Here is a 14,511-nt window from a genome sequence, read left to right as displayed (position 1 = left end):
GCAGACCGGCCCGTCAGATCAACGACAGGGAGAGAAATGCGCCGGAGCGCTTACTTGATCTGATCCAGGGTGTAATAGCCGGTGTCGATCAGCCGTTCCTGCCAGTTCTCCTCGGTGACCTTCAGCGGCTCGAGCAGATAGGACGGAACGACCTTGACGCCGTTGTCATAGGTCTCGGTGTCGTTGATCTCGGGCTCGCCGCCTTCCAGTAAGGCCTCGACCATGCCAACGGTGACGCGGGCGAGTTCGCGGGTATCCTTGAAGATCGTAGAATACTGTTCGCCCGCCAGGATCGACTTGACCGAAGGCACCTCGGCGTCCTGACCGGTGACGATCGGCATCGGCGTGTCGCCGGTGCCATAGCCCACACCTTTGAGCGAAGACAGGATGCCGATGGACAGCCCATCGTAAGGCGACAGCACGCCATGCACCTGCTTGTCGGTGTAATGCGCCGAAAGCAGATTATCCATCCGCGCCTGCGCCACCGCGCCGTCCCAACGCAGGGTGCCCACAGTGTCCATGCCCATCTGGCCCGAGACGACGTTGACCTTGCCGCTGTCGATCAGCGGTTGCAGCACCGACATCGCGCCATCGTAGAAGAAATAGGCGTTGTTGTCGTCGGGCGAGCCGCCGAACAGCTCGACATTCCAGGGCGCGACATCGGGATAGCGTTCCTTGAGCCCGGCGACGAGCGTCTCGGCCTGCTGCACGCCGACCTTGAAGTTGTCGAAGGTGGCGTAATAGCTGACATTGCCGCTGTCGCGGATCAGACGGTCATAGGCGATTACCTCGATGCCGGCGAAACTCGCGTTCTCCAGCGCGTTCGACAGGGTGGTGCCGTCAATCGCCGCGATCACCAGCGCATCGACGCCGTTGGTGATCATGTTCTCAATCTGCGCCAGCTGGTTGGGAATGTCATCTTCGGCGTATTGCAGGATGGTCTCGTAACCCGCGGCTTCGAACTGCTGCACCATCGACTCGCCGTCCGAGATCCAGCGGGCGGATGATTTTGTGGGCATGGCAATCCCGACAAGACCATCGGCATAGGCACTGGTGGCAAGAATGGTCGCCAGCGCGGTGCTGGCGAGAATGGATTTGAATGTCATTTTGTCCTCCTCTGAGGCGCCGCTCGTTGCATCGGAAGCGCCTTGGGGGCCAAAGTAACCGGGCAAAACATATCATACTAATTCGAACATTGACGACCGACATAACATATATGATATGCCTAAGTCGCATGACCTCCGCCCTGACCCAACGGATGAAACCGTCCCATCTCAAGCTGATCTGCGCCATCCGCGATCATGGCAAGTTGCAGCTTGCGGCGGATGCGGTGGGCATGTCGCAACCCGCCGCCTCGCGCATGTTGTCCGAGATCGAAACCGATGCCGGCGGGCCGCTGTTCGAACGTCTGCCGCGCGGGATGGCGCCGACGCCGATCGGCGCGGCCTTCGTGCGCCACGCCCGGGTCATCCTCGCCGAGGTGGACACGCTGACCACCGAGATCGCGCAGCTTCAGGGCGGCACCGCCGGCGCGGTGCGCGTCGGCGCGGTCACCGGGCCGGCGGTGGGCGCCCTGGTGCCCGCGCTGATGGCCGTGCGCGCCGAGATGCCGGACATCCAGCCCACCATCGAGGTGGCGCCCTCGGTGACATTGATCCGCGGGCTCGAGGAAGGCCGGTTCGATTTCGTTTTGGCGCGGGTCGGATCAGACAGCGACCTGCGGGCCTTTCAGGCCTATCCCGGCCGCACCGAAACCGTCTGCCTGGTGGCAAGCGCCGATCATCCGCTTGCAGGCCGACGGGTGGCGCTGTCAGAGACCCTGCCCTACGAGTTTGTCATTCAGGAACCGGGGTCTCCGATCCGTACCGCACTGGAAACCGCGTTTCTGGAAAACCGTCTACCGACGCCGGCGCAGGTGACAAACAGCTCTTCCTTGCTCATCGCCCTGAACATCGTCTCGGATTCCCGGGCGGTCTCGCCTCAGACCCGGGAGGTCGGGCAGCTCCTGGCCCGCATCGCCCCCGGATTGGCGATTGTCGAAACCGACGAAAACATCGTGGTGTCGAACTACCTGGTGCTGCATGTCCGCCACCGCGCCTTGTCGCCGGTCGCGCAGCGCCTGCTGAACGAGGTGCTGCGGCGGCTCTGAGCGCGGCGGGGCATAGCGCCCGCGAAACCCCCTAGCCTTTCACCCCGGCCGAGATCATCACCGCTTCGGTGACGCGCCGCTGGAAGATCAGGTAGCCGATGATCACCGGCGCGGCGGCCAGAAGCGCCAGCGCCATCATCCGGGCATAGGCCACGCCAAAGGCATCGGTGACCTGGGTAATGCCGACCGGGATGGTCATCATGTCCTCGCTGGTGACCACCAGGAACGGCCAGAAAAAATTGTTCCAGGCCGAGATGAAGGTGATGATCGCCAGCGCCGCGGTGATACCCCAGTTCAGCGGCAGGTACAGCTTGAACAGCAGCACGAACTCGCCGCCGCCGTCCAGCAGCACCGCCTCGCGCATTTCGCGCGGAATGGCGTCGAAAAACTGCTTGTAGACGATCACCACCACCGGCACGATCAATTGCGGCAGGATGATCCCCCACCAGGTATTGACCATGTCGAGATCGTTCATCAGCACGAACTGCGCCACGTAAAGCGCCGGCACCGGCACCATGAAGCTCGCCACCACCAGAAGATAGAGCGTCTGGCGCCCCGGGAACCTGAGCTGCGACAGCGCATAGGCGCACATCATGCCGGTCAGCAGGACGATGACGGTGATGATCACCGAGGTGCCCACCGAATTGAGATACCAGAGCGGCAGCTTCGAGGTCGACAGCACATCGATATAGGCCGAGAAATTCAGCTCGTCGATCAGCACGCCGGCGTCCGAGATGATCCGGTTCTCGCTGCGCAGCGAGGTGGTCAGCGCCCAGTAGAGCGGAAAGATCCAGATCGCGGCGGCGATCAGCACGATGGCGGAAAAGGCGAGGTTGCGGGCGCGTTTGGCGGTCATTTACGGGCTCCGATACGCAGCAGCTGGAATTGCAGGACCGAGACGATGACGATGATCCCGAAGAGCACCATGGCGATGGCCGAGGCATAGCCGCCGTTGTTGAGCTGAAAGGCCTCGCGGTACATCTGCATCAGCACCACATACGACTGGTTGAAGGGGCCGCCATTCGACAGCAGGTAGACCTGATCGAAAAGCTTGAGTTGAAGGATCAGTTGCAGCGTCAGCACCAGCGCGGTGATCGGCCAGAGCAGCGGCCAGGTGATCCGCCAGAAGCGCTGCCATGACGTGGCCCCATCCAGGGCCGCGGCCTCGTAGAGATCCTGGGGAATGTTGCGCAGCCCGGCGATGAGCAACAGCACGTTGAAGCCATTGGTCCACCAGATGGTGACGACGGCGATCATCGGCATCACCCAATAGGGGTTCTTGAACACCGGCACCGGTTTGCCCGTCACCGCCGCGATCAGCGGTTGCAGGATGCCGAACTGGAAATCCAGCATCCAGGTCCAGATCATGGTGACGACCGAGACCGGCAGCACATAGGGCAGGAAAAACAGCGTCAGCACCAGCGCCTGCATCCGGCCCTTCAGCTTGCTCACCGCCAGCGCGATCAGAAGCGCGATCACCGTGGTCGGCACGACGGTCAGCAGCACGAAGTAGAAGTTGTTCCAGAGCGAGGTGTAGAACAGCCGGTCGTTGAACAGCTTGACGTAGTTCGCCAGCCCGATCCAGGTGCCCTCGCCGATCAGTGGCGCATCGGTAAAGCTGAGCGCGATGACCTTGTAGGTCGGGTAGAGAAAGAAAACCGTGAAGACCAGCAGGAAGGGCGCGATCAACAGGCCTGCGGCCCGCAATTCGCGACGGCGGCGGTTTGCTTTCGACATGACGGCCTCCCTGCCTTCGGCATGTGACGCCGGGAACATGTATGTCACGTCCCCGGCCATCGTCTTCAGTTCAGCAGCGCTTGGAGCTGGGCTTTCATCTCGGCCGCGGCATCATCGGCGCTGAGGAACCCATGCACCGCAGGGGCGATCAGGTTGTCCACCGCGTCATAGATCGGCGAGGCGACGCCGGCGATCTTGGAGCGCGGATCAAAGGCCGCGTTGCCGGCCAGAGAGGCATAGGTCGCATTCGGTTGCAACGCGCCATATGCGTCGCTGTCCACCGTCGGCTTGTACGCCGGGATGTGACCGGCGCCCGCCCAGTCCAGGGAGTGCTTTTCCATCCAGCCGATCACGGTCAGAACCGCGTCGCGGGTTTCGGCGTCCATATCGGGATCATTGGGGATGGCAAAGGCGTGGCTGTCCGCCCAGGTCGCGGGCTGGTCCATCAGCTGCGGCACCTCGTTGGCGAACCAATCAAAGCCCAGAGTGTCGGCCTCAGTCTGGTCCTTGAAGGTCGGCACTTCCCAGACGCCGTTGATGTGCAGCACCGATTTGCCGCCTGAAAACAGCGCCACGGACGCCTCGTAGGCGGCCTGCTCCGGGATCAGCCCGGCAGCGCGCCAATCGGCCATGATCTTGATCGCATTGGCCGCCTTGTCGAGATTGTCACCGGCCAGCACTTCGCCATCGGTGAGCATCTCGCCGTTCTGCTGGCGCAGCAGGGTGTAGAAGACGCGCCAAGTGCCGCCGCCGCCCTCGGTCTGAAAGCTCAGCGGATCGGAAAAGCCGTTGTCCTTGGCCCAGGTCAGCAGCGCGGTCATGTCGTCGATCGAGTTCAGCCCGGTCAGGTTGCCGTCAGCGTCCAGCCATTCGGTGCCTTCCAGCGCGGTGCGGTTGTAATAGGTGACGATGGCATGGATGTCGAAAGGCACGGCCATCAGCGCGCCGTCCTCGCTCGAGGCGGCGGCGATGGAGGCCGGGAAGAAATCGCCGGTCGAAATCCCGGCGGTCTCGAGATCGGCCTCGGAGATCGGCGACAGCACGCCCTCCTCGAGCGCCAGAGGCAGGCGCGACAGGTGATAGGTCATGATGTCGGGCCCCTGCCCGACCGCCACCGAGGTGCGCACCTTGGTATAAAACGGCAGCCCCCATTCCAGCGTGGTGCCGTTGATCTGAATGTCGGGGTGTTCCTCGTTGAACTGGCCGATCAGCGCCTTCATGCGCACACCGTCGCCGCCGCCGAGGAAATCCCACCACTCGACCTCGACCTGCGCCCAAGCCGGGCCCGAAAGCCCCAAGGCCAAGGCGGTTGCCGCGGTCAGTTTCCCAATTTTTCTAATCATTTCAGTCTCCTCCTGCTGTTCTCGTGACCCTACCGAACCCGGTCACCACTCTTGTCGAATACAAAGATCCGTGCCAGCTCGGGCGTGACGGTCTGGACCGTGCCGTGCATGCCGTGGCGCGCGCCGGTCTGCTGGAAAATCACGGCTTCGCCGCCCTCCAGCGTGCCATGCTGATAGGACACGCCGCCCAGCTCTTCGGCGACGTCCACGGTGACACGCATGCCGCCCGCTGCCGTCACCATCAGATGCTCGGGCCGCATGCCCAGCACGAGGACGGTGCCTTGCTCCGGGCGATGGCGCAGCGGAATGTCAAAGCTCTGGTCGGGCTGGCCGGCCAGCTGGGCGGTAATGCCGTCCTTGGTATGGCCGGCGACCGTTGCCTCGAAAAAGTTCATCGACGGCGATCCGATAAAGCCCGCCACGAAGCGGTTCGACGGGTCGTCATAGAGATCAAGCGGCGCGCCATGTTGTTGCACGTGCCCGCCTTGCAGCACAAAGATCGTGTCGGCCAGGGTCATCGCCTCGACCTGATCATGGGTGACATAGATCATCGTCGCGCCGAGCTGCTTGTGCAGCCGCGCCAATTCGAGGCGCATCTGCACCCGCAGCTCGGCATCGAGGTTCGACAGCGGCTCGTCGAACAGGAACACATCCGGCGCCCGCACGATGGCGCGGCCGATGGCCACCCGCTGTCGCTGACCTCCGGACAATTGCGCCGGCTTCTTGTCCAGGTGGTCCGACAGTTTCAGGATGCCGGCCGCCCGGCGCACCTTTTCGTCGACCTCCACCCTGGGTCGTTTTGCCAGGCGCAGGCTGAACGCCATGTTCTCGAACACCGAGAGATGCGGGTAAAGCGCGTAAGACTGGAACACCATGGCCACGCCGCGATCTGCCGGGTCTTCGTGCGTCACATCGCGCGCGCCGATGGCGATCTGGCCGTCGCTGGTGTCCTCGAGGCCGGCAATCATCCGCAGCAGGGTAGATTTTCCGCAGCCCGAGGGGCCGACGAACACCGCGAACTGACCGCGCGGAATGTCCATGTCGACCCCCCGGATCACATCCACCGCGCCAAAGCTCTTCGTGACGTCTCTCAGATGAACTCCGGTGTCCTGCATTGCCGCTCCCCCCTTTTCCGGTTCCTCACGCATTCTGCCGTCAGCCGACCGACAATCGGATCACGCTATAAGAGAACGCGGGCAGCTCGCCGGTCACCCTGCCATCTGCAACCGCCAGCTTTTCGCCCTTGCGTGGCGTGATCCGGTCGGGCTGTGCCGCGGTATTGGCAATCCGCGCATCGGCGCTGTTGCCGCCCATCACCTGGTGATCGATCAGGCCGAGGCCATCGAAACCGTGCAGCGCAAGGTCGAGGTCCATGGTCGCGTCCGGGCTACGGTTTATGGCAAAGATGGTGATCGACCTGCCGTCGGGCGCCAGAACCGCCGCAACATCCAGGTAGTTCACGTCCTGCGCCACCCTGGCATCATATCGCGGGCCGTCCACCGCGACGTTCAGCGCCGTTCCCCGGCCATGGAGACTGGCGAATTGATAGGGGTAATAGATCGTCGTCGCCCAGGCCGGGCCACCGGTCTCTGTGCGGATCGGCGCGATGACATTCACAAGCTGCGCGATACAGGCGATCTTGACCCGATCCGAGCGGCGGATGAACTCGTTGAGCAGACCGCCGACAAAGATCGCATCTTCGAGGTTGTAATCCTCTTCCAGCAGCGCGGGCGCCTCGGGCCAGTCCCAGGACTGCCAATTCTTCGAATCCTGCGCGCGGTTGTGATACCAGACATTCCATTCATCGAAGCAGATGTAGATGTCATTCTTGGCCCGTTTCTTGGCCTTGACGTAATCGATGACGCCGCCGATCGACTGGATATACCGCCCGGTCTCCTCGATCTTGGCAAAGTAGTTCAGGCTGTCGCGGCTGTTGTTGCCGAAATACTTGTGCAGCGAGATGTAATCGACGTTCTCGTAGCATTCCTCCAGCACCTGCCGCTCCCAGTCGGGATAGGTCGGCATCTGGTCGTTCGACGAGCCGCAGACCACGGTCTCGATTCCCTTGCCGAAAGCCTTGACCGCCTTGGATGTCTCGTCGGCCAGGCGGCCGTATTCCTTGGCCTCCATGTGGCCGATCTGCCAGGGGCCGTCCATCTCGTTGCCCAGGCACCACATGTTCACGCCATAGGGTTGGTCGACCCCATGGCTGCGGCGCAGGTCGCTCCAATAGGTGCCCGAGGGATGGTTGCAATATTCGACGAAATTGCGCGCCTCCTCGATGCCGCGGGTGCCGAGATTGACCGCCAGCATCATCTCGATCTCGGCGTCGCGTGCCCATTTCGCAAACTCGTTGATGCCCACCTGGTTGGTCTCTTTCGAGCGCCAGGCGAGATCGAGCCGCACCGGGCGATCCGCTTGCGGGCCGATCCCGTCTTCCCATTTGTAGGCGGAAACGAAATTGCCACCCGGATAGCGGATTGCCGGGATCTTCAGCCCCCGCACCAGTTCGAGCACGTCCTGGCGGAAACCGTCGGCGTTGGCGGTCGGGTGATCCGGTTCATAGATGCCGGTATAGATGGCCCGGCCCATGTGCTCGATAAAAGCCGAATAGAGGCGATCGTCGATCTGCGCGATGGCAAAATCCCGGTGAATTGTTGCGCGGCTCTTCATGTCCCCTCCGGATGCAAACCTTGTGTTGAGGGGAGCCTATGCCGAGGACGGATTGCCCAACAATTTACATCTCGGACTATCGCGTTGACAGTATTGGTAACACACTAGCGGCCCAGACGGGCCTGGACCAGCGCCAGCAGACGCTGGGCCGCCGGCGACATCAATCGATCGCGCGGGCAGAGGATGTGATAGGGCTCGATCCGGATCTGCCGCACCGTCCGAAGCAGGGCCAGGTCGGCGCAAAAGGGCGGCGACAGCAGAAGATCGGCCACTTCATGAGTGACCACGGCAATGACGTCGGAGTCGCGCAGCAAGGCCATGATCGCCACCACCGAAGCGGTCTTGATCAGGTTTGCCGGCAGGTCCGTCCCCTCTTCGTGAAAGGCGATTTCCAAGGCGTGTCGGATGGGCGCGCCGCGATCCTGCATCGTCCAGGCCTGGTCGCGCAACTCGGCCAGCGTCACCTCGCCGGCCTCGGCCATGGGATGCCCGCGGCGCACCATCAACAGCACGGCTTCATCGCCGGCCGGATGGATCTCGAAGTCGCGGGAATAATCATGCGGCCCGACGCGGCTCAGGGTGAAATCGAATTCGCCGCGCTCCAGCCCCCACATCAAGCGTGAAGATGAGGATACATCCAGCGCAACATCCACCAACGGCGCCTCCGATTTCAGGTCCAGGATCGCCGGGATCGCCGCCGCAAGGGCGCCCCCGGTGACTGCTCCGACCCGCACCGAGCCACCGGTGCCTCCAAGATGAGCCGCGAAGTCCTGCGCCATCTGGTCAATGTCATGCACCAGTTTGCGGGCATGATTGACCAGCACCCGGCCTGCGGGTGTCGGCAACATGCCCTTGGGCGTGCGGGTGAACAATTCGGTGCCAAGCTGGCTTTCGATCTCGGCCAACATGCGCGAGGCCGCCGGCGTCGTCATGTTGCAGGTATCCGCCGCCAGCCGCAGCTTGCCATGCCTGGCGATTGCCGAGATCAGACGCAATTGCACCGGTCGCAGCGAGCGAAGATAGAGTGTCACGGGCCAGGTTCCTTGGGTTGCCCGCCCGAAAGCATGCGCGCCGGGCTTGCGCGAGACTCGCGCGGGCCCGGTGTGATATTCAAGCCTTTTCCGCGCGGCCGTCAGACCACCATCCCGACCGGCATCGGAAACCGGGAACACCGCGCGGCGCTTATAGTATCCCTAGTCACCAAAAACCGCCCCTCTGGGCTATCGCTCAATATGTCCGATAATTTCTTCGGATGCCTGCCAACACTGTGCTTTTCCCAGCCTGCGGCGATCCAGTAACGCCAATATCCGGTTCGTCCCTCGATGTGCAGACTGTTATGTGGCGTCGTGCGAGAATCGTTGCGCCCTATTCAGAGGACGCAGAGCCCGCCGAAATTTTGCAGTGAGCGTTACAACAGACAAAGGCAGAACGTAGCATTCTGAGGCCCCGAGAGCCGCAAAGCCGCGGATGTGGACAACCTGTGCATAACTTTAGGCATAAAATTCAATGTCTTACACTTGCGCCATTTGGTCCGTCGCCAAAATTTTCATTGCATCCGGGGAATGAAACCCTTCGAGATACAAGGCATGCGCGAACATTTTTCTTGAGTTTCAGAAGGCTACCCTGCATACCTGTAACGCGAAACAAAAGAAAAATTGCCGGCCGCGTTCCTCGAATCCAACCTCGACAGGCAAGAGGGAGTAACGCGAAACAGGCGGAACAAGACGGGCAGACCACGATGCACCCTGTGTTGCATGACAAGCTCAAGGCGGATGCTAACAGGCTTTCCGAAGCCCTTGAACACATGTCCAAGCTTTTCCTGGCTCCCAAGGAAGAGAAGACGCTTCGCAGCTTCACCACCGCCGAGGTGGGCGAATTGCTGCGCGTGAGTGACGGATATCTCCGCAAGGCGCATTTTGACGGACGCATCCCCGAGGTAGAGCAAGGCCCCGGCAACAAGCGCCTCTATACAGCCGACAACATCTTGGAAATCCGCAACATTCTGGCTCAGAGCGCGAAGGACCCCTATCAGTTCCTTCCCGGTCGGCGCCCGGGGGACAAGCTGCAAATCTGGTCGACCGTCAACTTCAAGGGCGGCTCGAGCAAGACGACGACAACAGTCACCCTGGGGATGAGACTTGCCCTGCGCGGATACCGCGTGTGCCTGGTGGATGCCGATCCGCAGGCCTCTCTCACCACCTTTTTCGGATACCAGCCCGAGATCGATTTCCGTCACGGCGGCACGCTGTACGATGCGATCCGTTACAACGACGGCGACACCTCGCGGCAACCGATCACCGACGTCTTGAAAGGCACTTATTTTCCGAATCTCGATCTTGTCCCCGGCGGGATCATGCTCTCGGAATTCGAAACCGAGACGCCGACGGCCCTGAGCCGTGGCGAACAGCCGGTTTTCTTCAACCGCATCCGCGATTCCCTGCGCCAGGTTGAGGACAATTACGATATCGTGCTGATCGACTGTCCGCCGCAACTCGGATATCTGACCATGGCGGCCGCCTGCGCATCGACATCGCTTTTGATGACCGTCATTCCCGAGCGCGTCGACCTGGCCTCGGCCAGCCAGTTCCTGACCATGGCCTCGGGCATCCTCGAAGTGCTCTATACCAATGGCGGCATCGGCGCCTATGACAATTTCGCCTATCTGTTGACCCGGTTCGACACCGCCATCAGCACGCAGCAGGATCTGGCCGAATGGATCAGGGAACTGCTGGGCGAAAGCGTCGTCAAGACACCCTTTGTCAAATCCTCCGCGGTGAGCGAAGCCGGGCTGTCGCAGAAAACGATCTTCGAGGTCGATCTCGTGGGGTCGAAGAACCGCAAGACGTATGACCGCGCGCTTGAATCCGCCATCGGCTTCTCGAACGACATCGAGGACATGATCCAATCGGCCTGGGGTCGGGGAGGCATCCATGAAACGTGATCTTCTGGCCAAGAGCCTGGCCCAGATGGGGTCGAAGCCAGCGGCTCCGGCCACGCCCGCGCCGCAACAGGAAACGACAGCCCCGCGTTCGATCAAGAGCATGTCGGATGTCCTGTCGCAGGTCTCGGCGCAATCGGCGCAAGAGGTGGATGTTGCTGAAATTGCGGATTCCGAGATCGCCGACCGGTTCGACGTGGCTGACGGGCTCGAGGATCTGATTGCGTCGATCCGCACCTCCGGCCAACAACTCCCTGCCCTGCTGCGTTATCGCCGCGGGGCCGGACCACGTTATGAGGTGGTCTACGGGCGGCGGCGCATTGCCGCCTGTCGCGCGCTTGGGATCAAGGTCAAAGCCTACATCAAGGAAATGGACCAGCGCGAGGCGCTTGTCTCGCAGGCCCTGGAAAACTCGGCCCGGCTGGAACGCAGCTTCATCGAACAGGCGATCTTTGCCACCAAGCTGGAAGAACAGGGCTTCAGCCGCAGCGACATCGGCGAGGTGCTCGCTGTCGACAAGGGGACGCTGAGCAAACTGATCGGCGTGGCGCGGGACGTGCCCGACACCATCATCTACAAGATCGGTGCCGCGCACGAGGCCGGCCGGCGCCCCTGGCTGGAATTGAGGCGCCTGGTCAAAAGCATTGGCGCCGGCTCATGTGACGCCGTCCTGCCCCTGGTCCCCGGATCGGGGACGCCTGCGGAAAGGCTGGCCGCCGCGATCGAGGCCATGCAGGACATCGAAGCCAGGGCGCAGCGCGAAGCCGCGCCGCAAAAACCGGCCAGCTCCCCTGCCCCGCTGGAGCGTCTGGATGGAACCTCGCTGGCGTTCAAGGCAAAGGGCAAACGGATCGTTGTCGAGGTGACGGCGACGGATGATCAGGGCTTTATCGGGTTTGTCGAAGGCAACCTGGAAAGGCTTTACCGAGAATGGAAGCAACGTGAAGACCAATCATAATCACGTAACACGTTGATTTCATTAATGTTGGCCATGGCCAACAGATAGGCAGAAACGAAACCGAGCAGTAAGGAGGCAGACAGCAGCGCAAAAAGAAACCCCCCGAAGGCAGTGACGCACTCCAGAGGGTCCCGATTTACTAGCACTTTATTGGTACCCCCAAAAACGAATCCCTGCAACACCGTTTTCGGTGACCGGTCGCCTTTTGCCGTCTGAAATTGCATGAATCACCAGTATGTCGCGGCACCTGATGCCGTGGCACAGGAAACCTGTGCCTTGTCCACCCCTCATGGCTTCGAGGGGATCGGCGCAATATCTACGCAACCCGACTTTCGGCCGATTACCCGACGCGCGCTCATGGCCGCGGTCAACACGGTCGGTCGGGATCTGGGCCTGCGCGCGGCGTCGATCGTCGTTCTGGACGCTCTTTTGAGCTGTCTGGCCTGCAAGAATTCCGAAACCGGGCGGGACATGGCGATCTCACCCACCACCCTGCTCACGGTCTTCGCGAGCAATGAGACACTGTGCTTTCGTGCCAAGGGCATCACCGACAGGCAGCTGCGCCGGCATCTGGAGCGGCTGGAGGCCGTCGGATTGATTGTCCGCAGGGACAGTGCAAACCGGAAGAGATTTCCGATCTACCGTGCGGGCAAAGTTGTTGCGGCCTACGGCATCGACCTCTCTCCGCTGCTGGTCCGATCCGAGGAACTTTTGCATCTTGCCGAAAAACGCCGCGAAGAGGCGCTTGAGCTGCGCGGCCTCAAGGCCCGTATCCAGACGCTGAGACGCCAATGCCTTGAACTCGATCTGGCAGAAGAGGCGCGGGCCTTTGTCGAAGGCACCCGCACCCTGATGCGACGCGCCAGTGCCACCATCGTGCAGGCCAGGTCGATCATCCAGGAGCTGACACGGCTGTTGATGCCCCCAGAGGTCAGCGCGCCGATGCAACAGGAAACCGAGGTCGAGGCCACGGGCAACGCCCTGCCGCATGGTGACGGGACACAGGCAACACCGGTTCCGACGTCCGCCAATGACGGTCAAAACGTCCGACACAAAGAGCCAACAAACTCCAATACAAAAAAATACTCCGAACCTTCGCAAGCCGAGCTATGGCCACAGCTTCGGGCTCTGGCCGCGTTCTACCCCGATCCGCCCACCTCGGAGCGTGGAGCGCAGCGGGTTCTCTATGAATTCGGCAAGATGCTGGGGGTTCAGCACAACACTTTGACCGCGGCACTAACGTCCTTGGGGTTGAGACAGACGCTGACCTTGCAGGACCGGATGGCCAGGCGTCTCTGCGACATTGCCAACCCCGACGCCTATTTGACCAGAGCCGTCCGGGATGCCCGGCAGGGGAAAGTTGGCCATGGCCAACTTTCTTGGGCAGGATGAACGCCGATCAGCTGGCGAGGCCCTGCCCTGTGCCGAAGAGATTGTCACGATGACCCTCGTTAAAGACCGGCCCAAAAATTTACCAAACCGCGCCGCACGCTGCTGCACTACGTTGATTGCAGACCCTCGCAACGGATCAATCTGGACCAAGGAACCCGACCGGAAAAATCACGGGCATGGCGTTCCTGAAATTGCTCGCATTCGCCGCGGTACAGCCCGCCAAATGGCTGTCTCTCTCGGGCGATTTTAAGGAAGTAGAAGGCCGCCAACGGGATCACCAACCTCGCGCCAACCCATTGCCCGGAACGGGCCTATGACACACACAACGCGGCGACTTGCAGGCCCCGAAATCCGCGCCATATTTCCTGCATCAAGGCGCATTCAAGGATCGGAGACAACAATGGGCTACGTAAAAACGGCAATGCTGATGGCGGCAATGACCGCGTTGTTCATGGGCGTCGGCTATCTGATCGGCGGGGCAGGCGGCGCGGTGATCGCCCTGGTGGTGGCCGCGGCGATGAATGCCTTCACATGGTGGAACTCCGACAGCATGGTGCTGCGGATGCACAATGCCCAGCCGGTGACACCGGGAGATCGGATGGGGCTGCACGCTATGGTTGCGGATTTGGCCCGAAACGCCGGGATGCCCGAGCCCAAGGTCTATCTGATCGACACGCCGCAACCCAATGCTTTTGCCACCGGGCGCAACCCCGAAAATGCGGCGGTGGCCGTGACCTCGGGCCTGCTGCGCAGCCTGACAAGAGAGGAGCTGGCCGGGGTGGTCGCACATGAGCTGGCCCACATCCGCAACTATGACACCGCGATCATGACCGTTACCGCGACCTTTGCCGGCGCGATCTCGGTGCTGGCCAATTTTGCGCTGTTCTTCGGCGGGTCGCGTGAACGCCTTGGGCTGATCGGTACGTTGCTGATGATGATGCTCGCACCGCTGGCGGCTGCGCTGGTGCAGATGGCAATCAGCCGGACACGGGAATACGCCGCCGACAAGATGGGCGCCGAGATCTGCGGCCAGCCACTCTGGTTGGCCTCGGCCCTGGAAAAAATCGCCATGGGCGCTGCCCGGATCGACAATCACGCCGCCGAGCGCAATCCCGCGACGGCGCATATGTTCATCATCAACCCGCTGCACGCACACAAACATGACAACCTGTTCGCAACCCATCCGGCGACCGAGAACCGCATCGCAGCCCTGCGGGCCTTGGCGAGCCAATCGCGGCCAGCGCCGCGGACAACCCCGCTGTCGGCCAGCAGCATCCCCAAGTCCCGGGCCCGGGGTCCGAAAGGACCGTGGACCTGACCT

Annotated in this window: 13 protein-coding genes; 6 read left to right on the top strand and 7 right to left on the bottom strand. The window is 61.9% G+C overall.

What is annotated here, in order from left to right; genetic code table 11:
• Positions 1-50: 50 nt before the first annotated feature.
• Positions 51-1,106, bottom strand: a complete 1,056-nt coding sequence (chvE, locus tag BMW90_RS13400; protein WP_074837068.1) for a multiple monosaccharide ABC transporter substrate-binding protein — start codon at positions 1,104-1,106, stop codon at positions 51-53.
• Positions 1,107-1,258: 152 nt separating this feature from the next.
• Here chvE and BMW90_RS13395 point away from each other — a divergent pair, with 152 nt between their 5' ends.
• Complete coding sequence (locus BMW90_RS13395; RefSeq protein WP_244526504.1) at positions 1,259-2,149, top strand: LysR family transcriptional regulator; 891 nt, start codon at positions 1,259-1,261, stop codon at positions 2,147-2,149.
• A 31-nt stretch (positions 2,150-2,180) separates the two neighbouring features.
• On the opposite strand, the gene BMW90_RS13390 is transcribed toward BMW90_RS13395, so the two are convergent.
• The 6 genes from BMW90_RS13390 to BMW90_RS13365 all read right to left on the bottom strand — a co-directional run bounded on the left by BMW90_RS13390 (position 2,181) and on the right by BMW90_RS13365 (position 8,933).
• Positions 2,181-3,005 carry a carbohydrate ABC transporter permease gene (locus BMW90_RS13390; RefSeq protein WP_074837066.1) on the bottom strand — a complete coding sequence of 275 codons (825 nt, stop codon included), beginning with the start codon at positions 3,003-3,005 and terminating at the stop codon, positions 2,181-2,183.
• Positions 3,002-3,886, bottom strand: a complete 885-nt coding sequence (locus tag BMW90_RS13385) for a carbohydrate ABC transporter permease (RefSeq protein WP_074837168.1) — start codon at positions 3,884-3,886, stop codon at positions 3,002-3,004. Before BMW90_RS13385 ends, BMW90_RS13390 begins: the two co-directional genes overlap by 4 nt.
• A gap of 65 nt (positions 3,887-3,951) precedes the next feature.
• Positions 3,952-5,229, bottom strand: coding sequence for an extracellular solute-binding protein (locus BMW90_RS13380; protein ID WP_083416051.1), 1,278 nt, complete (start codon positions 5,227-5,229; stop codon positions 3,952-3,954).
• 29 nt (positions 5,230-5,258) lie between these two features.
• Positions 5,259-6,344 (bottom strand): ABC transporter ATP-binding protein, encoded by a 1,086-nt coding sequence (locus BMW90_RS13375; RefSeq protein ID WP_074837065.1) that lies wholly within the window; start codon positions 6,342-6,344, stop codon positions 5,259-5,261.
• 40 nt (positions 6,345-6,384) lie between these two features.
• Positions 6,385-7,902: an arabinosylfuranosidase ArfA gene (arfA, locus tag BMW90_RS13370; RefSeq protein ID WP_074837064.1), complete on the bottom strand. Its 1,518-nt coding sequence runs from the start codon at positions 7,900-7,902 to the stop codon at positions 6,385-6,387.
• A gap of 104 nt (positions 7,903-8,006) precedes the next feature.
• A complete protein-coding gene (locus tag BMW90_RS13365; RefSeq protein ID WP_074837063.1) occupies positions 8,007-8,933 on the bottom strand; it encodes a LysR family transcriptional regulator in 927 nt (308 codons plus the stop codon).
• 572 nt (positions 8,934-9,505) lie between these two features.
• On the opposite strand from BMW90_RS13365, the gene repA reads away from it, so the two are divergent.
• The 5 genes from repA to htpX all read left to right on the top strand — a co-directional run bounded on the left by repA (position 9,506) and on the right by htpX (position 14,508).
• Positions 9,506-10,843, top strand: a complete 1,338-nt coding sequence (repA, locus tag BMW90_RS13360) for a plasmid partitioning protein RepA (protein WP_244526503.1) — start codon at positions 9,506-9,508, stop codon at positions 10,841-10,843.
• Positions 10,833-11,798, top strand: coding sequence for a plasmid partitioning protein RepB (gene repB, locus BMW90_RS13355; protein WP_074837062.1), 966 nt, complete (start codon positions 10,833-10,835; stop codon positions 11,796-11,798). Before repA ends, repB begins: the two co-directional genes overlap by 11 nt.
• A gap of 222 nt (positions 11,799-12,020) precedes the next feature.
• Positions 12,021-13,190 (top strand): helix-turn-helix domain-containing protein, encoded by a 1,170-nt coding sequence (locus tag BMW90_RS13350; protein ID WP_074837061.1) that lies wholly within the window; start codon positions 12,021-12,023, stop codon positions 13,188-13,190.
• On the top strand, positions 13,165-13,440 hold the full coding sequence (locus BMW90_RS26375; RefSeq protein WP_139211371.1) for a hypothetical protein: 276 nt from the start codon (positions 13,165-13,167) through the stop codon (positions 13,438-13,440). The genes BMW90_RS13350 and BMW90_RS26375 overlap by 26 nt, the downstream gene beginning before the upstream one ends.
• A gap of 150 nt (positions 13,441-13,590) precedes the next feature.
• Complete coding sequence (gene htpX / locus BMW90_RS13345) at positions 13,591-14,508, top strand: zinc metalloprotease HtpX (RefSeq protein ID WP_074837060.1); 918 nt, start codon at positions 13,591-13,593, stop codon at positions 14,506-14,508.
• Positions 14,509-14,511: the final 3 nt, after the last annotated feature.

The organism is Marinovum algicola, assembly GCF_900109145.1.
Taxonomy (GTDB): Bacteria; Pseudomonadota; Alphaproteobacteria; order Rhodobacterales; family Rhodobacteraceae; genus Marinovum; species Marinovum algicola.
The sequence above is the reverse complement of the archived record's forward strand: the minus strand, read 5'-3'. Positions and strand labels throughout refer to the sequence as shown.